The following is a 24083-nucleotide window of genomic DNA, read 5'->3' as shown; positions in this document are numbered from 1 at the left end:
CGGCGGCGCCTGCCGGGGCGTCCGGTCGGGGACTGTCGGGCAGGCGCCGCCCGATGCCGCGTACGCCGTTGTACGGGACATCCGGTGGAGGGGCCGTCAGACCGCCAGGGCGCGGTCGGTCGGGCGGATCGGGGCGGGCAGGTCGCTCGCCCCGGTGAGGTGGCGGTCCACGCCGCGGGCGGCGGAGCGGCCCTCGGCGATGGCCCACACGATGAGGGACTGGCCGCGGCCCGCGTCACCGGCGACGAACACGCCGGGCACGTTGGTCTGGAAGTCGGCGTCGCGGGCGATGTTGCCCCGCTCGTCCAGGTCGAGACCGAACTGCTCCACGAGCCCGTTCTCCCGGTCGGTGCCGGTGAAGCCCATGGCGAGGGTGACCAGCTGGGCCGGGATCTTCCGCTCGCTGCCCGGCTTGGGGGTCAGCCTGCCGTCGATGAACTCGACCTCGGCCAGGTGCAGCCACTGGACGTTGCCGTCCTCGTCGCCCTCGAAGTGGGTGGTGGAGACGGAGTAGACCCGCTCACCGCCCTCCTCGTGGGCGCTGGTGACCTTGTAGAGCATGGGGAAGGTCGGCCAGGGCTGGTTCAGCGGGTGCCGCTCGTCGCTCGGGCGGGGCATGATCTCCAGCTGGGTGACGGAGGCCGCGCCCTGGCGGTGGGCAGTGCCCACGCAGTCGGCGCCGGTGTCGCCGCCGCCGATGACGACGACGTGCTTGCCCTCGGCCGAGATCGGCGGGGCCACGTAGTCGCCCTCCTGGACCTTGTTGGACAGCGGCAGATACTCCATCGCCTGGTGGATGCCGTTCAACTCCCGCCCGGGGACGGGGAGATCACGGGCGGTGGTGGCGCCCACGGCCAGGACGACGGCGTCGTAGCGCTTCTTGAGGTCGGTCGCCTTGAGGTCGCGGCCGATCTCGACGCCGGTGCGGAAGCGGGTGCCCTCCGCGCGCATCTGCTCTATGCGGCGGTTGATGTGCCGCTTCTCCATCTTGAACTCGGGGATGCCGTACCGCAGCAGGCCGCCGACGCGGTCGGCGCGCTCGTAGACGGCGACCGTGTGCCCGGCGCGGGTGAGCTGCTGGGCGGCGGCGAGCCCGGCCGGGCCCGAGCCGATGACGGCGACGGTCTTGCCGGACAGGCGCTCGGGGATGCGCGGGGCGACGTCCCCGGTCTCCCACGCCTTGTCGATGATGGAGACCTCGACGTTCTTGATGGTGACCGGCTGCTGGTTGATGCCCAGCACACAGGCCGACTCACAGGGGGCGGGGCACAGCCGCCCGGTGAACTCCGGGAAGTTGTTGGTCGCGTGCAGCCGCTCGGAGGCGGCGGCCCAGTCCTCGCGGTAGGCGTAGTCGTTCCACTCGGGGATCAGGTTCCCGAGCGGACAGCCGTTGTGACAGAACGGGATGCCGCAGTCCATGCACCGGCTGGCCTGCTTGCTGATGATCGGCAGCAGGGAGCCGGGGACGTAGACCTCGTTCCAGTCCTTGAGGCGCACGTCCACGGGGCGGGTGCGGGCGACCTCGCGGCCGTGGTGAAGAAAGCCCTTGGGATCAGCCATTGGTCGCCGCCTCCATCATCTTCTCGGTGATCTCGGTCTCGGAGAGACCGGCTCGCTCGGCGGCGTCCTTGGCGGCGAGCACTGCCTTGTACGTGCTGGGGATGATCTTGCTGAAGCGCTCGACGGCCCGGTCCCAGTCGTCGAGCAGCTTGGCGGCGACCGTGGAGCCGGTCTCCTCCGCGTGGCGGCGCACCACGTCGTGCAGCCAGCTCCGGTCGGCGTCGTCCAGGGGCTCGATCGCGCCCGCGTTGCCGGGGTTGACGTTGTCCCGGTCGAGGTCGATCACATAGGCGATGCCGCCGGACATGCCCGCCGCGAAGTTGCGGCCGGTCGGGCCGAGGACGACGGCGTGGCCGCCGGTCATGTACTCGCAGCCGTGGTCGCCCACGCCCTCGGAGACCACCAGCGCGCCGGAGTTGCGGACGCAGAAGCGTTCGCCGGTACGGCCGCGCAGGAACAGCTCGCCGCCGGTGGCGCCGTAGCCGATCGTGTTGCCCGCGATGGTGGAGTACTCGGCCAGGTGGTCGGCGGCGCGGTCGGGGCGGACGACGATCCGGCCGCCGGAGAGGCCCTTGCCGACGTAGTCGTTGGCGTCGCCCTCCAGGCGGAGGGTGACGCCGCGCGGCAGGAAGGCGCCGAAGGACTGGCCGGCCGAGCCGGTGAAGGTGATGTCGATGGTGTCGTCGGGCAGGCCCGCGCCACCGAACTTCCGGGTCACCTCGTGGCCGAGCATGGTGCCGACCGTGCGGTTGATGTTGCGGATGGCGACCTGGGCGCGCACCGGGTGGGCCTCGGTGGCGTCCGGGACGGCCAGCGCGTCGGCGGCGAGCTTGATCAGCTCGTTGTCGAGCGCCTTCTCCAGGCCGTGGTCCTGGGTGGTGATCTGGTGGCGCACCGCGCCCTCGGGCAGCTCGGGCACGTGGAAGAGCGGGGCCAGGTCCAGGCCCTGGGCCTTCCAGTGGTTCACCGCGCGCTCGACGTCCAGCACCTCGGCGTGGCCGACGGCCTCCTCGATGGAGCGGAAGCCCAGCTCGGCCAGGAGTTCGCGGACCTCTTCGGCGATGAACTTGAAGAAGTTGACGACGTACTCGGCCTTGCCGTTGAACCGCTCGCGCAGCACCGGGTTCTGGGTGGCGATGCCGACCGGGCAGGTGTCCAGGTGGCAGACGCGCATCATCACGCAGCCGGAGACGACCAGGGGCGCGGTGGCGAAACCGAACTCCTCGGCGCCGAGCAGCGCGGCGATGACCACGTCGCGGCCGGTCTTGAGCTGGCCGTCGGTCTGGACGACGATCCGGTCGCGCAGCCCGTTGAGCAGCAGGGTCTGCTGGGTCTCGGCGAGGCCCAGCTCCCAGGGACCGCCCGCGTGCTTGAGCGAGGTCAGCGGGGAGGCACCCGTGCCGCCGTCGTGGCCGGAGATGAGCACCACGTCCGCGTGCGCCTTGGACACACCCGCCGCGACCGTGCCGACGCCGACCTCGGAGACCAGCTTCACGTGGATCCGCGCCTGCGGGTTCGCGTTCTTCAGGTCGTGGATCAGCTGGGCCAGGTCCTCGATGGAGTAGATGTCGTGGTGCGGGGGCGGGGAGATCAGGCCGACGCCGGGCGTGGAGTGCCGGGTCCTGGCCACCCACGGGTAGACCTTGTGGCCGGGCAGCTGGCCGCCCTCGCCGGGCTTGGCGCCCTGGGCCATCTTGATCTGGATGTCGTCGGCGTTGACCAGGTACTCGGAGGTGACGCCGAAGCGGCCGGAGGCGACCTGCTTGATGGCGCTGCGCCGGGCCGGGTCGTAGAGCCGCTCCGGGTCCTCGCCGCCCTCGCCGGTGTTGGACTTGCCGCCCAGCTCGTTCATCGCGATGGCCAGCGTCTCGTGCGCCTCGCGGGAGATGGAGCCGTACGACATGGCGCCGGTGGAGAAGCGCTTGACGATCTCGGAGACCGGCTCGACCTCGTCCACCGGGATGGGAGCCCGCCCTGAGGTGAAGCCGAACAGGCCGCGCAGCGTCATCAGGCGCTCGGACTGCTCGTTCACGCGGTCGGTGTACTTCTTGAAGATGTCGTACCGGCCGGCCCGGGTGGAGTGCTGGAGGCGGAAGACCGTCTCGGGGTCGAACAGGTGCGGCTCGCCCTCGCGGCGCCACTGGTACTCGCCGCCGATCTCCAGGGTGCGGTGCGCGGGCGCGATGCCGCTGGCCGGGTACGCCTTGGCGTGGCGGGCGGCGACCTCCTGGGCGATGACGTCGATGCCGACGCCGCCGATCTTGGAGGTGGTGCCGTCGAAGTACTTCGCCACGAAGGCGTCGTCCAGGCCGACGGCCTCGAAGACCTGGGCGCCCCGGTAGGAGGCGACGGTGGAGATGCCCATCTTGGACATCACCTTGAGGACGCCCTTGCCGAGGGCGTAGATCAGGTTGCGGATGGCCTGCTCGGGCTCCATGCCGGGCAGGAAGGTGCCCGCGCGGACCAGGTCCTCGACGGACTCCATCGCCAGGTACGGGTTGACGGCGGCGGCGCCGTAGCCGATCAGCAGGGCGACGTGGTGGACCTCGCGCACGTCACCGGCCTCGACCAGCAGGCCCACGTGGGTGCGCTGCTTGGTGCGGATGAGGTGGTGGTGGACGGCGGCGGTGAGCAGCAGCGAGGGGATCGGCGCGTGCTCGGCGTCGGAGTGCCGGTCGGACAGGACGATCAGCCGGGCGCCGTTGTCGATGGCGGCGTCCGCCTCGGCGCAGATCTCCTCGATGCGCGCGGCCAGCGACTCGCCGCCACCGGAGACCCGGTAGAGGCCGGAGAGGGTCGCGGCCTTGAAGCCGGGCATGTCGCCGTCGGCGTTGACGTGGATGAGCTTGGCCAGCTCGTCGTTGTCGATCACCGGGAAGGGCAGCAGGACCGAGCGGCAGGACGCGGCGCTCGGGTCGAGCAGGTTGCCCGAGGGGCCCAGCGAGGAGCGCAGGGAGGTGACCAGTTCCTCGCGGATGGCGTCCAGCGGGGGGTTGGTGACCTGCGCGAAGAGCTGGGTGAAGTAGTCGAACAGCAGCCGGGGGCGCTCGGAGAGGGCCGCGATGGGGCTGTCGGTGCCCATGGAGCCGATGGGCTCGGCGCCCGCCTTGGCCATGGGGGCGAGGATGACGCGCAGCTCTTCCTCGGTGTAGCCGAAGGTCTGCTGGCGGCGGGTGACCGAGGCGTGGGTGTGCACGATGTGCTCGCGCTCGGGCAGGTCGCCCAGCTCGATCTCCCCGGCCTCCATCCAGTCGCCGTAGGGCTGCTCGGCGGCGAGGGACGCCTTGATCTCGTCGTCCTCGATGATGCGGTGCTCGGCGGTGTCCACGAGGAACATGCGGCCGGGCTGGAGGCGGCCCTTGCGGACCACGCGCGCGGGGTCGATGTCGAGGACGCCGACCTCGGAGCCGAGGACGACCAGGCCCTCGTCGGTGACCCAGTAGCGGCCGGGGCGCAGGCCGTTGCGGTCGAGGACGGCGCCGACCTGGACGCCGTCGGTGAAGGTGACGCAGGCGGGACCGTCCCAGGGCTCCATCATCGTGGAGTGGAACTGGTAGAAGGCGCGCCGGGCCGGGTCCATCGAGGCGTGGTTCTCCCACGCCTCCGGGATCATCATCAGCACGGAGTGGGGCAGCGAGCGGCCACCCAGGTGCAGCAGTTCGAGAACTTCGTCGAAGGACGCCGAGTCGGAGGCGTCCGGCGTACAGACCGGGAAGGTCCGGGCGAGGTTGTCCTCGGTGCCGAACAGGTCCGAGGCGAGCTGGGACTCGCGGGCGCGCATCCAGTTGCGGTTGCCCTTGACGGTGTTGATCTCACCGTTGTGCGCGATGAAGCGGTACGGATGCGCGAGCGGCCACGACGGGAAGGTGTTCGTGGAGAAGCGCGAGTGGACGAGCGCGATCGCGGAGGCGAAGCGGCGGTCGGACAGGTCCGGGAAGAAGGGCTCCAGCTGGCCGGTGGTCAGCATGCCCTTGTAGACGATGGTCCGGGCGGACAGCGAGGGGAAGTAGACCCCCACCTCCCGCTCGGCGCGCTTGCGCAGGACGAACGCCTTGCGGTCGAGCGCGATGCCCTCGCTGACGCCGTCGGAGACGAAGATCTGACGGAAGGCGGGCATGGTCGAGCGAGCGGTCGCACCGAGCAGTTCGGGGGCGACCGGGACCTCGCGCCAGCCGAGGACCGTAAGGCCCTCCTCGGCGGCGATCGTCTCAATCCGTGAGACGGCGTCGGAGGTGCCGTCCTCGGGCAGGAAGGCGGTGCCGACCGCGTAGGAACCGGCGGCCGGCAGATCGAATCCGGCCACCTCGCGGAAGAACGCGTCGGGCACCTGGGAGAGGATGCCGGCGCCGTCCCCGGAGTCGGGTTCGGAGCCGGTGGCACCTCGGTGCTCCAGGTTGCGCAGTACTGTCAGCGCCTGCTCGACCAGCGCGTGGCTCGCCTCGCCGGTGAGGGTGGCCACGAAACCGACGCCACAGGCGTCGTGTTCGTCGCGGGGGTCGTACATGCCCTGAGCCGCAGGGCGGGCATCCATGAAGGACCAGGGGCGGTCGGTCACGGAGTGCTGGGACGGCTGGCGCGGCGTACGCATCGGCTCTCCCGTCGTCGTCATCTGGCCATGTGCGGTACCGAGGGACGACGCTGGCCCTCTGCGTGGGGTGCAAAATTTCGTGCAGGTTACATGATGGGACGGCTCCCGGGAACCGGATAGGCCGTTCCAGCATGCGGACGCCACACGGAAGGTCGCGTCGGGTGCCGCGGGGGTGCGGCGAGGGTGCCGCAGGGGTCGCGGCGGGTGCCGCGAGGTCGGTCACGGCGGGTGCCGCGCACGGCGGCGGGAAAGGTGCGTGAAGGCCGGGCCGGGGTGATCGGTCGGATCGGGACCGGGCCGGTCCGAGGGGGCGGGCCGGGTGTCTTTCCCCCGGGTCCGCGGGGCGCCACCGCAGGCGTCATTGCCCGCAGTGCCAGTGCTCACTGGTCATGCCCCGTGGTTAAGCGTTCGAAACCCGCGAGTAACGATTATTTATGCAGGCTCTCGCATACATTCCGCGCCTGTCATCCTAGGGCCGTACCGAACAGACTGCCCAGGGCGTACGTCACACCGGCCGCGGCGCCACCGAGGGCGAGCTGCCTGAGGCCGCTGAACCACCAGGTCCGCGCCGTCACCCGGGCCACCACCGCACCACAGCCGAAGAGTCCGGCGAGGGCGAGGAGCACGGCGGGCCACAGCACGGTCACGCCGAGCAGGAACGGCAGCACGGGCAGCAGGGCACCCAGCGCGAACGAACCGAACGAGGACACGGCGGCCACCAGCGGCGAGGGCAGGTCGGCCGGGTCGATGCCCAGCTCCTCGCGGGCGTGGATCTCCAGGGCGCGCTCGGGGTCCTGCGACAGCTGCCGGGCGACCTCGCGGGCGAGGCCGGGCTCGACCCCGCGCGCGGTGTACAGCGCGGCCAGCTCCTCCTCCTCGGCCTGCGGGTGCTTGCGCAGCTCACGGCGCTCCACGTCCAGCTCGGCCAGCACCAGCTCGCGCTGCGAGGCGACGGAGGTGTACTCACCGGCCGCCATCGAGAAGGCGCCGGCGGCGAGCCCGGCCAGGCCCGTGAGCACGATCGCCTGATGGCCGACGGACCCGCCCGCGACACCGGTCAGCAGGGCGAGGTTGGACACCAGGCCGTCCATCGCGCCGAAGACGGCGGGGCGCAGCCAGCCGCCGTTGACGTCGCGGTGGGTGTGGTTGTCACGGTGCGCCTCGTGCAGCGTGGCCTCGGTGTCGATGATGGCCATTCAGGACCCCCGGGGAGCTTAGCCAAAGCTAACTTTGGACTGTTTCTATCTTTTGACAACTACCAACCTACGTCGGGCATTCCTTGCCCGCCAGCAAGGAAAGGCTCCGCTAACCTGCGGCTTTACCTTTTCTTGCTCATCCGAGGAATCGAACGCTCAGATGCCGAGAGAGTGATGCTGGGCCTCCGGAGGCTGGTCGGCGCGTGTCACGGGGGACACATCCGCAAAGGGCCGCGCGGCCCACGCCTGTAGCGCGACCCCCCGCCGAAGGAGAGTCCGCCATGGCTTCGACCGCCCGCACCGCCCCGGACCCCGTCCCGGACCCGGCGTCCGGGAACCGCCCCGGACCGCGTGAGCGGGCGCGCGGGGCGCTGCTCGGCCTGGCGGTCGGCGACGCGCTCGGCGCCCCGGCCGAGAACATGAAGCCCTCCGAGATCCGCGCCCGCTGGGGCCGTATCACCGGGTACGTCACCGACCGGCCCTCGGGCACGGACGACACCGAGTACGCGATCTTCTCGGGGCTGCTGCTCGCCCGGCACGGCTCCGCGCTCACCCCGGCGCATGTCGAGGCGGCCTGGCACCAGTGGATCGCGGACCGCGCCGAGGGCCCCTTCCGGGGCGCGGGCTTCAGCGAGCGCGGCACCCTGGAGAACCTGCGGCGCGGACTGGCCGCCCCCATCTCCGCCCAGCACCGGCACGCCTGGAGCGACGGGCTCGCGATGCGGGCGGCGCCCTTCGGGGTGTTCGCCGCCGGACGGCCGGGCGAGGCGGCCCGGCTGGTGGCGATCGACGGCTCGGTCAGCCACGAGGGCGAGGGCATCCACGGCGGGCAGGCGGTCGCGGCCGGGGTGGCGGCGGCGATGGCGGGCGCCGACCCGGCCGTGGTGATCGCCGCCGCGCTCGCGGCCGTACCCGACGACTCCTGGACCGCCCGCTCGCTGCGCCGCGCGGTCGCCGTCGCCCACCGGGGCGAACGCGCGGTCCGCTCCGCCGTGGTCATCGGCGGCTACCCCTGGACCGACCTCGCCCCCGAGGCCGTCGCCCTCGCCTTCGGGGCGTACGCGGCGGCCGACGGCGACTTCCGGGAGGCGGTCCTCACCGCCGTCAACATGGGCCGCGACGCCGACACCACGGCGGCGGTCGCGGGTGCCCTCGCCGGTGCCACCCAGGGCGTCTGCGCGATCCCCGCCGAGTGGGCCGCCGCCATCGGCCCCGCCCGGGGCCGCTGCCTGCCCGCCATGGCCGGCCACCACGTCCTGGACATCGCCGAACTCCTGGTCCCCGAGGAGGGCGGCAAATGGGGCGAGGCGCTCGCCGTACCGGACTTCCTGCCGGAGGAGGTACGGGAGCTGGTGCGGAGCGGGGCGCTCCGCGAGGCGGCTTCGGCGGGGGGCGGCACGGCGCGGGAGGGGGTGCGGGAACGGGTGACGGTCGGGAGTGAGGAGGTGCGGGGACTGGTGACGGCCGGGAGCGAGGCGACGCGGGAACTGGTGACCGCCGGAAGCGAAGAGGTACGGGGACTGGTGACGGCCGGGAGTGAGACGGCGCGGGAACGGGTGACCGCCGGAAGCGAAGAGGTACGGGAACAGGTGACGACCGGGAGCGGCGCGGCACCGGAGGGCGGGGCGGCATCCGCGGCGCCTCCCGCCGGGGTCGTACCCCCGGAGCGGCCCGGGGTCGGCCGGGAGGCGGCCGGGGTGCGGACCGCGCCGGTGTCGTCGCCCGGCCTCGCGGGCGCTGCCGAGCGGACGGGGACCGGGCCGGAAGCGGCCGGGGCGCGAGCCGTGCCCGTCGCGCCGCCCGACGACGCCGGACATCCGGGGCAGGGCGCCGCCTCCGGCGCGGGGCGGGCCGCGCCCACACACCCGGCCGATCCCGCCGCGCCCGCCCCGGACACCCGCACCCGCGCCGACTCGGAGGTGCCCGCGTGAGCCGCCGTATCGAGGGACTGCTGCTCGGTCTGGCCGCCGGGGACGCGGCCGGGTGGCCCGCCGCGCGGCATCGGGCGGCGCGGATGCCGGAGTGGACGCGGCGGCTCACCCGGGAGCTGGACACGTTCGCGGAGCTGAACGCGACGACCACGCTGCCCGTGCCGGTCGCGCTGAACCAGCCCCCGGAACCGCTGCGGCTCGGCCCCTCCGACGACGCAGAGTGGGCGGCGTTCGCGGCCGAGGCGGTGCTGCGGGCCGGGGACGACGTGCTCGGGGACCTGAGCCGGGAGCGCAGGATGCGCGCGGCCATCGACCTGACCTGGACCGCCGTGGCCGCGGAGGTGTCGGCCGCGGCGGAGCGCGCGCCGGAGATCGAGTCGGCCGTCCTGCCGCTGCGCGCCCGGATCTCGGTGCGGGCGGGCCTCGGGAATCTGGCCGCCGGGCTGCGACCGCCCGCGACCGGGCACGACAACCCGCACTACTTCGACGACGCCGCCTGTGTGCGGGCCTGTGTCCTCGCCGTGGCCCACCCCGGTGACGCCCGGCGCGCGGCGGACCTCGCGGAGTTCGACGCCCGCTACACCCAGGACGGCGACGGCGTGCACGGCGCGCGGGCGATGGCGGCGGCGCTGGCGTCGGCCCTCGGCGGGGCGAAGCCGGACGAGTGCGTGGCGGCGGCGCTCGCCGAACTCCCGGCCGGGACGGAGATCGGCCGCAACGCCCGCCAGGCGCTCGCGCTGGTCCCGGACAGCGGCTCGGCCTTCGAGCTGATCCCTCTCCTGGAGCACCGGATCGTCGATCATGTGTACAGCTACGGTGTCGCCGCCGCCGAGACGGTCCCCGTCGCACTCGCGCTGACCGCCGCCTCCGGGGGCCGTATCCGCGAGGCCGTCCCGGCCGCTGCCTGCCTGTCCCGGGTCGCGGATTCCGCTCCGGCGCTGGCCGGGGCGCTCACCGGCGCACTCGGCGGCGGCGCGTGCGTGCCCGGGACGTGGCGGGACGCGTGCCGCGTCCTGTCCGGCTGCGCGCTGCCCCGGCTCACCGGTACGGACCTCGTGGAACTCGCCGGGCTGCTGGAAGCCGCACAACGGGCCCGACCGGAGGGATGATTCGGGCATGACGCCCGAAAAGGAAGAAATCCCCGGCCCAGGACTGACCGCACTGGACGCACGGATCACCGGAGCCCTGGTCGGCGCCGCCGTGGGCGACGCGCTCGGCGGCCCCGTCGAGGGCTACTCCCCCGACCAGATCGCCGACCGCCACGGTGGCCGCGTCCACGGCTTCGTCGGCCCCTGGAACGGCGACGCCTGGCGCACCGCCCGCCCCATCGCGCCGTACCACAAGGGCGACGGGCACGTCACCGACGACACCTTGATGACCCACGCGCTGATCCGGGTCTACCAGCGCGTCCGCGACCATCTGGACGCCTACGCGGTCGCCGACCATCTGGTCCCGGACCTGATGACCACCCCCCGCTGGATCCCCGAGCTGGAGGCGGAGGCGCTGCCGCTCCAGCGGATCTTCCTCGCCGAGAAGTGGCTGGTGGCCCGGCTGGCCTACGGTCATGTGGACCCGCGCGAGGCGGGCAGCGGAAACATCGTCAACTGCGGTGCGGCGATGTACATGGCGCCGGTCGGCCTGGTCAACGCCGCCGACCCGGCCGCCGCGTACGCCGAGGCACTGGACGTCGCGGGCGCCCACCAGTCGTCGTACGGCAGGGAGGCCGCCGGGGTCTTCGCCGCGGCCGTCGCCGCCGCGACCGCGCCCGGGGCCACCCCGGACTCGGTGGTGGCCGCCGCGCTGGCACTGGCGAAGGACGGCACCCGCGAGGCGATCGAGAAGGTCTGCGAAACCGCTGCCGGATACGGCGACTTCGAGTCCGCGCTGGTCCCGCTGCGCACGGCGGTGGCGCCGTACGACACGGTCGGCCCCGACTACCGCGCCCCCTCGCTCGGCGCCCGCCGCCCCTCGCGGCTGCACTCCATCGAGGAGCTGCCGGTGGCGCTCGGCATGGTGCTGGTCGCGGGCGGCGACTTCCGGCACGCGGTGCTCGGCTCGGTGAACTACGGGCGCGACTGCGACTCCATCGCCACCATGGCGGGCGCGATCACCGGCGCGCTCGGCTCGCCGGTGCCCGAGGAGTGGGCGAAGACGGTGGCCGAGGCCAGCCGTCTGGACCTGTGGGCCCCGGCGCGGGAACTGGCCGGGGTCGCCCGGGAGGTCTTCGCGCGGGACGTGGCCCGGCGGCGCGCGCACGAGCGGGCCTTCGCCGCGCTCGGGGGCCCGGCATGATCCGGCTGACCTGGGTCCAGCCCGAGGACCTGCTCGGCCACGAGATCCGCCAGGCCCGCCTGGACGGCCGGGAGCCCGCACGGATCGAGGCACGCTGGAAGGCGGCGGGCGGACCGGACGCCCCCGAGCGGGCCGGTGCCTCCCCGGAGCCGGTCTCCCGCTCGCTGCGGCTGCTCGCCGAGGATCTGCTGGACGAACTCGCCGATCTGCCCAGCGCGTTGACGGCCGACGAGCCGACGGAGTGGACCGCGCTCAAGGAAGCCTGCCCCGACTGGCCCGCCCCGCGCGAGCACACCGGCGTCTCCCCCGCCGCCCTGGAGGCCGCCTGGCTCGGCCGCGCGGCCGGGTGCCTGCTGGGCAAGCCGGTGGAGAAGCTGCCGCTCGACGGCATCCGCGCCCTCGCCGAGGCCGCCGGGAACCGGCCGCTGACCACGTGGTTCACCGCCCGGGGCGTCCCCGCCGAGCTGCTGGCCCGGTATCCCTGGAACCGCCGCTCGGCCCCCACCTCGCTCGCCGAGAACATCGACGGCATGCCCGAGGACGACGACCTCAACTACCCCCTGCTGGGCCTGCTGCTGCTCCGGCGGCACGGCCGCGCCTTCAGCACCGACCAGGTGGCCGCGCTCTGGCTGGACGAACTCCCGCCCGGCCGCACCTTCACCGCCGAACGCGTCGCCTTCCGCAACCTCCTGGACGGGATCGAACCCCCGCGCACCGCACGGCACCGCAACCCGTTCCGCGAGTGGATCGGCGCGCTGATCCGCGCCGACGTCCACGGCTGGACCCACCCGGGCGACCCGGCCGCCGCCGCCGAACAGGCGTACCGCGACGCCGTGTTGACCCACACCGCGAACGGCGTCTACGCGGCGATGTTCATCGCAGCCGTCCTCGCCGCCGCAGCGACCGGCACGCACGACGTGCACGCCTGTCTGCGCACCGGCCGCACGGTCGTCCCGGCCCGCTCCCGGCTGGCCGCAGCGCTCGACCACGCCGTCCGACTGGCCCATGAGCACGACGACTTCGACGACGTGGTGGACCGGCTCCACGCCCGGTACGACGCCACCCACCACTGGGTGCACGCGATCCCCAACACCGCCCTGATCGCCGCCGCGCTCACCCACGCGGACGGCGACTTCTCCGGCTCCATCTGCCGTGCGGTGTCCGGCGGTTGGGACACCGACTCCAACGGGGCGACGGCGGGCAGTGTCGCGGGGCTGCTCGCGGGCTCCCCCGAGGCACTGCCCGAACACTGGCGGGCCCCGCTGAAGAACCGGCTCGCCACCACCGTCGCCGACTTCGACGGCACCGGCTTCGACACCCTGGCCCACCTCACCCACCTGGAGGCGACCCGACCATGACCCATATCGCGGTCCTCGGCAGCACCAACATGGACCTCGTCACCTACGTCGCCAAGGCCCCGCAGCGCGGCGAGACCGTGACCGGGCGCGAGTTCCACACCATCCCCGGCGGCAAGGGCGCCAACCAGGCCATCGCCGCCGCCCGGTGCGGCGCCACCGTCTCGATGATCGGCGCGGTCGGCAACGACGCCTTCGGGCTCCGGCTGCGCGACACCCTCGAACACTCCGGCGTGGACACCGACTTCCTGCGCACGGTGGAGGGCCCCTCCGGCACCGCGCACATCGTGGTGGACGACGAGGGCGGCAACTCCATCGTCGTCATCCCCGGCGCCAACGGCACCGTGGACCATCTCGCCCCCGGCGACGAGGGCGCCCTCACCGCCGCCGACGCCCTGCTGCTGCAACTGGAGATCCCGCTCGACGGGGTCCTCGCGGGCGCCGAGACGGCACGACGGCACGGTGTGCGCACCGTGCTCACCCCCTCCCCCGCCCAGCCGCTGCCCCCCGAACTCCTGGAGGCCACCGACCTGTTGATCCCCAACGAGTACGAGGCCGTCACCCTCACAGGGCGTATCGACCCGCGTGAGGCGGCCACCGCGCTGCTCGACCTGGTGCCCGAGGTGGTCGTCACCCTGGGCGCGGCCGGCAGCCTCTACGTCGCGCGCGGCACCGAGCCGCTGGTAGTGCCCGCGCCCCTGGTCACCGCCGTGGACTCCACCGGCGCGGGCGACACCTTCGCGGGCGCGCTCGCGGTCGCCCTGGCCGAGGAACGGCCCATCCGCGAGGCCCTGTTGTGGGCGTCCGCCGCGGCGTCCCTGTCGGTGCAGCGGGAAGGGGCGTCGGTGTCGATGCCCTACCGCCAGGAGATCGAGGCCCAGTACACGACATGAGCAGCCCGGACGAGAACACGCCCCGCGCCCCGCGCCCGTCCGTCCAGCCGCTGGACGGACTGCGCGTCCTGGACCTGGCCACGCTCTTCGCCGGTCCGCTGGCCGCCACGATGCTCGGTGACTTCGGCGCCGAGGTGATCAAGGTGGAGCACCCACGCCGCCCCGACCCCTCGCGCGGGCACGGCCCGGCCAAGGACGGGATCGGCCTGTGGTGGAAGGTGCTCGGCCGCAACAAGCGCGCCATCACCCTCGATCTGTCCCGCCCCGGTGGCCGCGCGACCCTGCTGCGGCTCGCGGCCACCGCCGACGTGGTGATCGAGAACTTCCGCCCCGGCACCCTGGAGAAGTGGGACCTCGGCTGGCCCGAGCTGTCGGCCGCCAACCCCCGCCTGGTGCTCGCCCGGGTCACCGCCTTCGGCCAGTTCGGGCCGTACGCGCACCGGCCCGGCTTCGGCACGCTCGCGGAGGCCATGAGCGGCTTCGCGGCCCTCACCGGCGAACCGGACGCCCCGCCGACCCTGCCGCCGTTCGGACTCGCGGACTCGGTCACCGCCCTTGCGACCGCCTACGCCGTGCTCACCGCGCTCGCCGCCCGCGACCGCACCGGCGCCGGACAGGTCGTGGACATGGCCATCATCGAGCCGATGCTCGCCATGCTCGGCCCCCAGCCCACCTGGTACGACCAGCTCGGCTATGTGCAGAAACGCACCGGCAACCGCTCCGCGAACAACGCCCCGCGCAACACCTATCGCACCGCCGACGGCTCCTGGGTCGCGGTCTCCACCTCGGCCCAGTCGGTGGCCGAGCGGGTGATGCGCCTTGTGGGCCGCCCGGAGCTGATCGAGGAACCGTGGTTCGCGAGCGGCGCCCAGCGGGCCGCGCACGCCGACGTCCTGGACGCGGCGGTCGGCTCCTGGATCGCGGCCCGCGACCGCGACGAGGTGCTGGCCGCCTTCGAGAAGGCGGAGGCGGCCATCGCCCCCGTGCAGGACGTACGGGACGTGTTCACCGACCCGCAGTACCAGGCCCTGGACACGGTCACCACCGTCCCCGACCCGGACCTCGGCCCGCTGAAGATGCAGAACGTCCTCTTCCGGCTCTCCGCGACCCCCGGCGCGATCCGCTGGGCCGGGCGCGGGCACGGCGCCGACACCGAGGACGTGCTCACCGAACTGGGACTCGGCCCGGCCGACCTCACCGCCCTGCGCGAGGAGGGCGCCCTGTGAGCCGCACCCCGCTGACCTGGCTCTACGTCCCCGGCGACCGGCCCCATGTGGTGGACAAGGCGCTCGTCGCGGGCGCCGACGTAGTGGTGATCGACCTGGAGGACGCGGTCGCCCCGGACCGCAAGGAGTACGCCCGCACGGCCACCGCCGAACGGCTCTGCGAGCACCAGCCGGTCCCGGTGCACGTCCGGCTGAACGCGGCCGACGGCCCCTGGGGCGCGGCGGACCTCGCCGCGCTGGCCGCCCTGCCCGGCGCGTCCGGGCTCCGGCTGCCCAAGGTCGCCTCCCCCGACGAGGTACGGCACACCGCCGTCCTCACCGCGCTGCCGCTGTACGCGCTCCTGGAGTCCGCCCTCGGCATCGAGCACGCCCACGCCATCGCCCGCGCCCATCCCTCCCTGCGCGGGATCTCGCTGGGCGAGGCCGATCTGCGGGCCGATCTCGGGGTACGGGCCGACTCGGGGCTCGACTGGTCCCGGTCCCGGGTGATCGTCGCCGCCCGCGCGGCGGGACTCGCCCCGCCCCCGCAGTCCGTCCACCCCGACATCCGGGACCTGGACGGGCTGGCCGCCTCCTGCGCCCGGGGCCGCGCCCTCGGCTTCCTCGGCCGGGCCGCGATCCACCCCCGCCAGCTTCCGGTGATCGAGCGGGCCTACCAGCCGACCCCGGCGGAGCTGGAGGAGGCCGAGACCGTGGTCAAGGCCGCCGCCGCCGAGCAGGGCGCCCAGGCCCTGCCGGACGGCCGCTTCATCGACGCGGCGACGGTGGCGCTGGCCCGGCGCACGCTGTCGCTGGTGCGGCGGGGCTGAGAGCGGCGCCCGGCCGGGGCGGTACGCGCGGAGGGCGCCCGGGGAATCCCCGGGCGCCCTCCGTGTACCTCGTACCGCGTGCGCGTCAGCCCTTCTTGGCCTCGGCGGTGTCCTTGACCTCGGAGACCTCGGACACGTCGGCCTCGGGCGCGTCGGCCTTGGCCATGTCGACCTTGGCGGCGGGCTCGGCCTTCTCGGACGTGGCCTTGTCCGGCTTGACCTTGTCCGGCTTGACCGCGCCGTCCTCAGGCTTCGCCTCGCCCTTGCCGTCGGCCGTGTCCTTGCCGTCGCCCTTGCCCTCCGACGCGCCGTCCTCGGACGCGCCGTCCTTCGCCTCGGCGTCCCCGGCGGCGCCCGCCTCCACCACCGGCTCACGCCCCGGCCGCAGCCGCGCCGAGACGATCATGTAGGCCACCGCGAGCAGGAAGACGATCAGCGCGGTCCAGTCGTTGAGCCGCAGGCCCAGGATGTGGTGGGCGTCGTCCACGCGCATGTACTCGATCCAGCCGCGGCCCACGCAGTAGGCGGCGACGTACAGCGCGAAGGCGCGGCCGTGGCCCAGCTTGAAGCGGCGGTCGGCCCAGATGACCAGGAAGCCGACCCCCACGCACCACAGCGACTCGTACAGGAACGTCGGGTGGTAGTAGCCCGGCACCCGGCCGCCCTCGGAGGAGGTGATGTGCAGGGCCCAGGGCAGATGGGTCTCGCGGCCGTACAGCTCCTGGTTGAACCAGTTGCCCCAGCGGCCGATGGCCTGCGCGAAGGCGATGCCGGGGGCGACGGCGTCGGCGTAGGCGGGCATCGCGACGCCCCGTCGGCGGGCGCCGATCCAGGCACCGAGCGCGCCGAGCGCGATCGCGCCCCAGATGCCCAGGCCGCCTTCCCAGACCTTGAAGGCGTCCACCCAGTTCCGGCCCGGGCTGAAGTACAGCTCGTAGTCCGTGATCACGTGGTAGAGCCGACCGCCGACGAGGCCGAAGGGGACGGCCCACACCGCGATGTCGGCGACCGTCCCGGCGCGACCGCCCCGGGCGACCCAGCGCTTGTTGCCGAGCCAGACGGCGACGAAGACGCCGATGATGATGCAGAAGGCGTAACCGCGCAGCGGAATGGGGCCGAGGTACAGCACCCCGCGCGACGGACTGGGAATGTAGGCAATATCCATGGCAGGGTCGACGCTACCGTGCCGGGCCGCGCGGACGCCGGGCGACCGGGCTACGGCTCCATAACGGGCAGGTGAGAAACGTGGCTCACCCTCGGTCGGCGGCCTCCACCATCTGCTTGAGCTTCTCCGGGGTCATGGACTGGTCCTGGTAGATGTTCTTGCCGTCGAACAGGACCGTGGGCGTCCCGCCGAACTTGCCCGCCTCGAACGCCTGCTGCGAGCGGTTCACCCAGCTGTTGTGCGTGCCGTCCTTCACACAGGAGCGGAAGGACGAGGTGTCCAGGCCCGGGACCTTGCCCGCGAGCTGGATCAGCTTGTCGTCGCTCGCGAAGGCGTCGTCCGACTCCTGGGGCTGGTTCGCGTAGAGCACGTCGTGATAGTCGCGGAACTTGCCCGCGTCCTGCGCACAGGCGGCGGCGTTGGCCGCGCGCAGCGAGCCGGTGCCGCCCAGGTTGCCGTCGATCAGGCGGACCAGGTGGTAGTCGACGCGGAGCTTGCCCGCGTCCGTCAGCTCGTGCAGCACCGGGCGGTACCGCGTCTCGAAGGCCTGGCAGGCCGGGCAGCGGAAGTCCTCCCAGACGGTGAGCGTCGACTTGGCGCCGTCCTTGCCGACCGGGATCGCGAGGCTGTCCTTGCCCTGGGCGCCGGAGGGGGCCACGACCGGGCCCGCGTCCTTGCTGCCCTTGTCCTTGCCCGCGTTCGCGGCGATGACGCCGATCACCGCGGCGAGGCCGAGGACACAGACCACGCTCGCGCCCACGATCAGCGCCCGGCGCCGCTTCTCCGCGGACTTCTGCTTCTCGCGCTCCGCCGCCATCTTCTGCCGGGCAGTGCGCTTTCCATCACGGTTCTTCTCGCTCACACCCCCAGAACGAACCGGGGAGGCGCATTGCGCCTCCCCGGCCGTAGGTCCACCCGTTCGAGTGACCACGGAGTGCCGTGCCCGTCGGGGCGGCGGCTCAGACCGTGCCGCGCACGCCCTTCGCCAGGTCGGCGGCGAGCGCGCGGACCGCCTCGATGCCCGCCGCCTCGTCCGGGGCGTCCAGCAGCCGCTGGACGAAGGCCGAGCCGACGATCACACCGTCGGCGAAGCCCGCCACCTCGGCGGCCTGGGCCGCGTTGGAGACGCCGAGGCCGACGCAGACGGGCAGGTCGCCGTTGGTCGCGCGGGTGCGCTCGACCAGGTCCTGGGCCTGCGCGCCGACCGACTCACGGGTGCCGGTGACGCCCATCAGCGAGGCCGCGTAGACGAAGCCGCTGCCCGCCGCGGTGATCCGGGCCAGCCGCTCGTCCTTGCTGCTGGGGGCGACCACGAAGACGGTCGCGAGCCCGTGCTTCTCGGCGTGCTCGCGCCACAGCGCGGACTCCTGGACCGGCAGGTCGGGCAGGATGCAGCCCGCGCCGCCCGCCTCGGCCAGCTCGGCGGTGAACCGCTCGACGCCGTAGCGGTCGATGGGGTTCCAGTACGTCATGATCAGCACCGGCTTGCCGGTGGCCGCGTGCGCCTCGCGGACCGTGCGCATCACGTCCGCGATCTTCACGCCGCCGCGCAGCGCGATGTCGTCGGCGGTCTGGATGACCGGGCCGTCCAGGACCGGGTCGCTGTGCGGAAGGCCGACCTCGACGATGTCGGCGCCGCCGTCGAAGGCGGCCTTGATCGCCTCGATGCCGCCGTCCACGGTCGGGAACCCGGCCGGGAGGTAGGCGATGAGCGCGGCACGGTCCTCGGCCCTGGCGGCGGCGAGGGTGTCGCTCAGCAGCTGTACGTTCCCGCTCACTTGGCGTCCCCCTCGATCTCGGCGGTGTCCTCGGCTTGGTCGGCGGCCACCTCGGCGTCGGTGTCGTAGAGGCCGAAGTAGCGGGCGGCGGTGTCCATGTCCTTGTCGCCGCGCCCGGAGAGGTTGACGATGATCAGTCCGTCCGGGCCCAGCTCCCTGCCGACCTCCAGCGCACCGGCGAGCGCGTGGGCGCTCTCGATGGCCGGGATGATGCCCTCGGTGCGCGAGAGCAGCCGCAGCGCCTGCATGGCCTCGTCGTCGGTGACCGCGCGGTACTCGCCCCGCCCGGAGTCCTTCAGGAAGGCGTGCTCGGGGCCGATGCCCGGGTAGTCCAGACCGGCCGAGATCGAGTACGGCTCGGTGATCTGGCCCTCCTCGTCCTGGAGGACGTAGGAGCGGGAGCCGTGCAGGATGCCGGGCTCGCCCTGGGTGAGGGTGGCCGCGTGCTCGCCGGTCTCCACGCCGTGCCCGGCCGGTTCGCAGCCGATCAGGCGGACGTCCGCGTCGGGGATGAAGGCGTGGAAGAGGCCGATGGCGTTGGAGCCGCCGCCCACGCAGGCGATGGCGACGTCCGGGAGGCGTCCGGCGCGCTCCAGGATCTGGCGGCGGGCCTCCACGCCGATGACGCGGTGGAAGTCGCGGACCATCGCCGGGAAGGGGTGCGGGCCCGCGACCGTGCCGAACAGGTAGTGCGTGTGGTCGACGTTGGCGACCCAGTCACGGAACGCCTCGTTGATGGCGTCCTTCAGGGTGCGGCTGCCGGACTTCACGGCCACGACCTCGGCGCCGAGCATCCGCATCCGGGCCACGTTGAGGGCCTGGCGCTCGGTGTCGATCTCGCCCATGTAGATCGTGCAGTCGAGACCGAACAGGGCACAGGCGGTGGCGGTGGCGACGCCGTGCTGCCCGGCGCCGGTCTCCGCGATGACGCGGGTCTTGCCCATGCGCTTGGTGAGCAGGGCCTGGCCGAGCACGTTGTTGATCTTGTGCGAGCCGGTGTGGTTCAGGTCCTCGCGCTTGAGGAAGATCCGGGCGCCGCCCGCTTCCGCGGCGAAACGGGGGACTTCGGTGAGCGAACTCGGGCGGCCGGTGTAGTTGACCATGAGGTCGTTCAGTTCGCGGGCGAATTCCGGGTCCTGCTTGGCCTTCTCGTACTCGACGGCGACCTCGTCCACGGCGGCCACGAGGGCTTCCGGGATGAACTTGCCGCCGAAGGCGCCGAAGTATCCCTCGGCGGTGGGGACTTGACCCTCCGGGTCAGGGAAGAAGTAGTTGCTGGGCATGCCAGTACCTCACGGTGAGTGCGTGTGAAAAGACACTATTCGCCGTGGGGGCGGGGATTCGTCTGTTGGCCGCGAGCCGTCAGTGGTTGATCGCGCAGTTCCCCGCGCCCCTGAAAGGCGGCTGCTGCCATCGCATGCCATTCACTTGCCCTGGCTCGGCGCCGATGTGGTACCTGACCCTGCGGCCGTGGACCCTGCGGGCCGGGGCGCGGCAGCCCCTCGGGCGGCAGCCGCGCGCGAGGCGGGCGTGCCGGTCCACGGTGGTCAGGGTCGTGTTCATCGGGGTCAGCCTACCGGTGGTCAGCCTCGGCCGTGCCGCAGCGCCGGGTGCTCGCCCGCCGCCACCAGGTCGGCCACCGCCGTCTTGGGGTCGCGGCCCGTCACCAGGGACTCGCCGACCAGGACGGCGTCGGCGCCCGCGTTGGCGTAGGCGATCAGGTCGTGGGGGCCGCGGACGCCGGATTCCGCGATCTTGACCAGCTCGTCGGGGATCTCGGGGGCGACGCGCTCGAAGGTGGTGCGGTCGACCTCGAGGGTCTTGAGGTTGCGGGCGTTGACGCCGATGACCTTGGCGCCCGCGTCCACCGCGCGCTCCACCTCGTCCTCGTCATGGACCTCGACCAGCGGGGTGAGGCCGATGGAGACGGCGCGCTCGATCAGGGACTCCAGCGCGGGCTGCTCCAGGGCGGCCACGATCAGCAGCGCGAGGTCGGCGCCGTAGGCACGGGCCTCCCAGAGCTGGTACGACGTGACGATGAAGTCCTTGCGCAGCACCGGGATGTCCACGCGGGCGCGGACGGCCTCCAGGTCGGCCAGCGAGCCGCCGAAGCGGCGCTGCTCGGTGAGGACGGAGATGACGGAGGCACCGCCCGCCTCGTAGTCGGCGGCGAGTCCCGCCGGGTCCGCGATGGCGGCCAGCGCGCCCTTGGAGGGGCTGGAGCGCTTGACCTCGCAGATGACCTTGACGCCGTCGCCCTTGAGCGCGGCCACCCCGTCCTTGGCGGCGGGAGCCTTGGCGGCACGCTCCTTGAGCTCGTCGAGGCTGACGCGTGCCTGGCGCTCCGCAAGGTCGGCCCGGACTCCGTCGATGATCTCGTCGAGCACACTCACGCGAGCGGCCCCCTTCCAGACGGTCGTGAAGATCAGGCCGTTAAGCCTGCGGGGTTCGAAAACCCGTGGTCACTGCGATGGTATCCGCAGGAGGTGCCTGACTTCGCATCCGGTTGCGCGGCGGTCCCCTTACCTGGACCTTCGTAGTTGATCAAGGATGCAACCAGCCACCGAACGGCAGATTCCGGACGACGGTGAACGCCAGCAGAGCGCCCCCGATCACCCACAGCCGGGCGGTCGGAACATCGATCCGCAGCGGCTTCCCACGCGCCGCCCGCACGACCCAGACGGCCCACAACACGGCGAAGGCGACATAGGCGACCACCCCGAACGCGTTGTCACGCAGCGCGCCGAAAAGGTCCCCATGCACGAAGGCATGCGCGCTGCGCAGCCCCCCACAGCCGGGGCAGTACAGCCCGGTGAGCGCGAACAGCGGACAGACCGGATAGTGCCCCGGCTGATTGGGATCCACGGCCCCGACATAGCCAAACGCCCCGGCCACGGCCACGAGCGTCCCGGCAGGCGCGGCAAGCCGCCGCCACAGAGGGGCGGGTGCCGGTACGGCGGGGTGCGGGCGGCCGGGTGCGGGCGGGGTGTCGGCGTTCACGCTCGCATTGTGCCGCGCGGGGTGCGCGGGCGCGCGGTGGTGTCTGGGCCGAGTTCGGGGATGCGCCCGAGGCGTCAACGCAGGTTCAGGGCACGACGGGCCGCGCTGATGACGTTGTGGGCGTCGGCCCCGTACACGGCCGACTCGCGCAAGGTGTTCCACGTCCGCAGGTAGAGGGCGACGCTGTCGGCGTCATCGAGCCACAGTTCCGCGTGCCATGCCTCGGTGGCCACCTGGCGGTCGTCGTAGATCCAGAAACCCAGACCGGGCGGAACCTTGAGGGACGCGGCGAGCGGGACGATGCCGAGTTCCACGGTGTCCATGCCGATGACCCCGGTAAGGCGGTCGAGCTGGACCGCCAGCACCGAGGGCGAGCAGACCAGCGAGCGCAGGACCGGTTCCCAGAGGATGATGTGGTACCGCCTGCCCCCGCTGTACAGCAGCTCTTGTCGCTTCATCCGGGCCCGAACGGCTTCTTCGACGTCCCTGGGTGACCGGTGCAGTTCGGCGGAGCGGGTCAGTACGGCGCGCGCGTAGTCGGGGGTCTGGAGGACACCCACGATCCATGAGGACTCCCAAGCCCGCAGCACCCTCGAATTGGCCTGCGCGTCGTTGTGGGCGTCCTGCACGGGCTTGTGTCCGCCGACAAGCTGGCGCCGCCACGAGCGGATGTGCGACTCGAACCCCGCCAGCCTGGCCCGAAGCTCGTCGTACGACGCGGGCCGGCCGCACGCCGTGGCCCACTGCTCAAGGTCCTCGGGCGTGGCCGTCTGCTTGCCCAACTCCAGCTTCGACACCTTCGAGTTGGGCCACCCGAGCTTGCGGGCCAGGGCGGTGCCGGTGAGCCGGCCGTCAGGGCAGGACAGGCGAAGCTCCCGGAGTCGTACCCCGAGCGCTTCGCGTGCCTGTTGGTAATCGGTGCTCACCAGCGCATACCTGCTTTACTCCTCCTTCGCGGCCAGCTCCGCCACGAACTTCCTGAACGGCGTGGCGTAGTGCTGGGCCACGTCCCGCAGTCGGTTGTACTGGTTGACGCGCGCCGGTTCCGTGATCAGCTCGGCACCCGTCAGGTTGTCCTCGTCATCGAAGAGGCACAGGACGACGATGTGGGAGTCGAAGATCCAGAAGTCTTCGTTCGGGAGGTTGACGCGCTCGGCGTCCTCGCGCCACATGTTGCGCACATCTTCGCCCAAGGCGTCGTTGTGCTCCGCGTGCGCGAGCAGGTACCGCTGCCCCTCGGTCAGCGGGTTGTCCACGATGCGCACCCGGCCGACGGCGGCACCGTCCCTCGTCTTGGCGGTGATCGTGCGGGCCCAGAGGGAATTCATGTCCCATGTCGGCGTCTCACCCCGGACGAACTGGGCGTAGGTGTTCTCGGCCCGATCGACCGCGTACCCGCCGCGCATCTCCAGGTGCCACGCGCTGTGCTGGAAGTTCTGGAACATCCCGGCGAACGTCTCCGGGTCGAGGATGCGAGGCTCGGTGTCCCGGTCCTTCGGGCCGAAGTCGATCAGCGTGTTGCGAGGCATCACGACCGGGATCTCGTCCTCGCCGATGTGCTGGAGCTGGGCGAGGGCGTCCGGGTCGGTGAGGCGCAGTCGTCGGGCCATGATCAGTTCCTTTCGCCGGAGGCTGACCGCCCCAGCATGGCCCGGAGGAAGCGGCTGGACCATGAGTTCCGGCCACCCTCATGCGAAAAAGTGAGCTAAGCAAGCCAGTCGGTGAGAAAAATCGAGAAAACAGCGTACCGAACCCCAACCGGCCAGTTCTAGCGTCCAGTTCATGGCGACCAAGGAACATCAGAGCATCGACCCGTTCACGGCGATGGAGTCTCTCAGGACGGCACTGGCCGAGGTCGGCGTCGTCCTCCCCTCCCTCGGGGTGGACGACGCGTCCCCGCACCTGCGGCTCGTCGACCTGGGCCGTGTGCGCGCCGACGTGGCCGCACGGCTGGCCGACGCATTGCAGAAGGGCGGTCAGGAGTGAGCGGAAGAGCTGATACGACGGTGTGTGAGGGCAAGCTCCCGTATCCCGCCGGAGCGTCGGAGTGCCGGTGACGACGCCGACCAAGGTGGCTGCCCTCGTCGGCCCCGGAGACCGGGTCGGCTACGAGGGACAGTGGCGCACGGTCAAGGCGGCCAAGACCGGCATCGGCGCGATGGGCGGCCTGTTCGTGATCGTCACCTGGGAAGAGGCGGGACCGAGCGCTTCCGTGCCGGGGATGAGCTGCTGCTGGGACGGCCCGGGGTGGCGTAGGCCCGTCGTGGAGTCTCCGGCACCCTCCCCCGGA

General features: G+C 72.6%; 19 protein-coding genes and 2 pseudogenes. 9 read left to right on the top strand and 12 right to left on the bottom strand.

Features of this window, described 5'->3' with window-relative positions; all coding sequences use genetic code 11:
- Positions 1–96: 96 nt before the first annotated feature.
- The 3 genes from B079_RS0110060 to B079_RS0110050 all read right to left on the bottom strand — a co-directional run bounded on the left by B079_RS0110060 (position 97) and on the right by B079_RS0110050 (position 7344).
- Entirely contained in the window at positions 97–1560 is a 1464-nt protein-coding gene (locus B079_RS0110060) for a glutamate synthase subunit beta (RefSeq protein WP_018545669.1), read from the bottom strand.
- Entirely contained in the window at positions 1553–6148 is a 4596-nt protein-coding gene (gene gltB / locus B079_RS0110055; protein WP_018545668.1) for a glutamate synthase large subunit, read from the bottom strand. Before gltB ends, B079_RS0110060 begins: the two co-directional genes overlap by 8 nt.
- A gap of 464 nt (positions 6149–6612) precedes the next feature.
- Positions 6613–7344, bottom strand: coding sequence for a VIT1/CCC1 transporter family protein (locus B079_RS0110050; RefSeq protein ID WP_018545667.1), 732 nt, complete (start codon positions 7342–7344; stop codon positions 6613–6615).
- A gap of 281 nt (positions 7345–7625) precedes the next feature.
- Between B079_RS0110050 and B079_RS36535 the strand changes: the two are divergent.
- The 7 genes and pseudogenes from B079_RS36535 to B079_RS0110015 form a co-directional block, all read left to right on the top strand.
- Positions 7626–8648: pseudogene (locus B079_RS36535) on the top strand (ADP-ribosylglycohydrolase family protein); the annotation flags it as partial.
- 623 nt (positions 8649–9271) lie between these two features.
- Entirely contained in the window at positions 9272–10384 is a 1113-nt protein-coding gene (locus tag B079_RS0110040; protein WP_018545665.1) for an ADP-ribosylglycohydrolase family protein, read from the top strand.
- 7 nt (positions 10385–10391) lie between these two features.
- On the top strand, positions 10392–11567 hold the full coding sequence (locus B079_RS0110035) for an ADP-ribosylglycohydrolase family protein (RefSeq protein ID WP_018545664.1): 1176 nt from the start codon (positions 10392–10394) through the stop codon (positions 11565–11567).
- Positions 11564–12925, top strand: coding sequence for an ADP-ribosylglycohydrolase family protein (locus B079_RS0110030; RefSeq protein ID WP_018545663.1), 1362 nt, complete (start codon positions 11564–11566; stop codon positions 12923–12925). Before B079_RS0110035 ends, B079_RS0110030 begins: the two co-directional genes overlap by 4 nt.
- Positions 12922–13815 carry a ribokinase gene (gene rbsK, locus B079_RS0110025; protein ID WP_018545662.1) on the top strand — a complete coding sequence of 298 codons (894 nt, stop codon included), beginning with the start codon at positions 12922–12924 and terminating at the stop codon, positions 13813–13815. Before B079_RS0110030 ends, rbsK begins: the two co-directional genes overlap by 4 nt.
- Complete coding sequence (locus B079_RS0110020; protein ID WP_018545661.1) at positions 13812–15041, top strand: CaiB/BaiF CoA transferase family protein; 1230 nt, start codon at positions 13812–13814, stop codon at positions 15039–15041. Before rbsK ends, B079_RS0110020 begins: the two co-directional genes overlap by 4 nt.
- On the top strand, positions 15038–15850 hold the full coding sequence (locus B079_RS0110015) for an HpcH/HpaI aldolase/citrate lyase family protein (RefSeq protein ID WP_018545660.1): 813 nt from the start codon (positions 15038–15040) through the stop codon (positions 15848–15850). Before B079_RS0110020 ends, B079_RS0110015 begins: the two co-directional genes overlap by 4 nt.
- Positions 15851–15935: 85 nt before the next feature.
- Here the strand turns inward: B079_RS0110015 and lgt are convergent, their stop codons facing one another.
- The 9 genes from lgt to B079_RS0109975 form a co-directional block, all read right to left on the bottom strand.
- Positions 15936–17015 carry a prolipoprotein diacylglyceryl transferase gene (lgt, locus tag B079_RS31630; RefSeq protein ID WP_078495892.1) on the bottom strand — a complete coding sequence of 360 codons (1080 nt, stop codon included), beginning with the start codon at positions 17013–17015 and terminating at the stop codon, positions 15936–15938.
- Between the two features lie 85 nt (positions 17016–17100).
- Positions 17101–17877: a DsbA family protein gene (locus B079_RS0110005; RefSeq protein ID WP_026248539.1), complete on the bottom strand. Its 777-nt coding sequence runs from the start codon at positions 17875–17877 to the stop codon at positions 17101–17103.
- Positions 17878–17974: 97 nt separating this feature from the next.
- On the bottom strand, positions 17975–18793 hold the full coding sequence (gene trpA / locus B079_RS0110000) for a tryptophan synthase subunit alpha (protein ID WP_018545657.1): 819 nt from the start codon (positions 18791–18793) through the stop codon (positions 17975–17977).
- Positions 18790–20076 carry a tryptophan synthase subunit beta gene (gene trpB / locus B079_RS0109995; RefSeq protein WP_018545656.1) on the bottom strand — a complete coding sequence of 429 codons (1287 nt, stop codon included), beginning with the start codon at positions 20074–20076 and terminating at the stop codon, positions 18790–18792. The genes trpA and trpB overlap by 4 nt, the downstream gene beginning before the upstream one ends.
- Positions 20077–20155: 79 nt before the next feature.
- The gene (trpM, locus tag B079_RS36530; protein WP_078495891.1) at positions 20156–20356 is read right to left on the bottom strand and encodes a tryptophan biosynthesis modulator TrpM; all 201 of its coding nucleotides are present in this window, start codon (positions 20354–20356) and stop codon (positions 20156–20158) included.
- 20 nt (positions 20357–20376) lie between these two features.
- Positions 20377–21186, bottom strand: coding sequence for an indole-3-glycerol phosphate synthase TrpC (gene trpC / locus B079_RS0109990; protein WP_018545655.1), 810 nt, complete (start codon positions 21184–21186; stop codon positions 20377–20379).
- 151 nt (positions 21187–21337) lie between these two features.
- On the bottom strand, positions 21338–21793 hold the full coding sequence (locus B079_RS0109985) for a DUF2752 domain-containing protein (RefSeq protein WP_026248538.1): 456 nt from the start codon (positions 21791–21793) through the stop codon (positions 21338–21340).
- 74 nt (positions 21794–21867) lie between these two features.
- Positions 21868–22719 carry a helix-turn-helix domain-containing protein gene (locus B079_RS0109980; RefSeq protein WP_018545653.1) on the bottom strand — a complete coding sequence of 284 codons (852 nt, stop codon included), beginning with the start codon at positions 22717–22719 and terminating at the stop codon, positions 21868–21870.
- Positions 22720–22734: 15 nt separating this feature from the next.
- Positions 22735–23403, bottom strand: coding sequence for a DUF6879 family protein (locus B079_RS0109975; RefSeq protein ID WP_018545652.1), 669 nt, complete (start codon positions 23401–23403; stop codon positions 22735–22737).
- Between the two features lie 172 nt (positions 23404–23575).
- Between B079_RS0109975 and B079_RS0109970 the strand changes: the two genes are divergently transcribed.
- Both B079_RS0109970 and B079_RS36430 read left to right on the top strand, forming a co-directional pair.
- Positions 23576–23779, top strand: a complete 204-nt coding sequence (locus B079_RS0109970; protein WP_018545651.1) for a hypothetical protein — start codon at positions 23576–23578, stop codon at positions 23777–23779.
- Positions 23780–23846: 67 nt separating this feature from the next.
- A pseudogene (locus tag B079_RS36430) lies at positions 23847–24049 on the top strand (hypothetical protein).
- Positions 24050–24083 lie beyond the last annotated feature (34 nt).

Source organism: Streptomyces sp. LaPpAH-108, from assembly GCF_000373625.1.
Taxonomy (GTDB): domain Bacteria; phylum Actinomycetota; class Actinomycetes; order Streptomycetales; family Streptomycetaceae; genus Streptomyces.
Note: the sequence above shows the minus strand (reverse complement) of the source record. Positions and strands in the feature narration are given on the sequence as shown.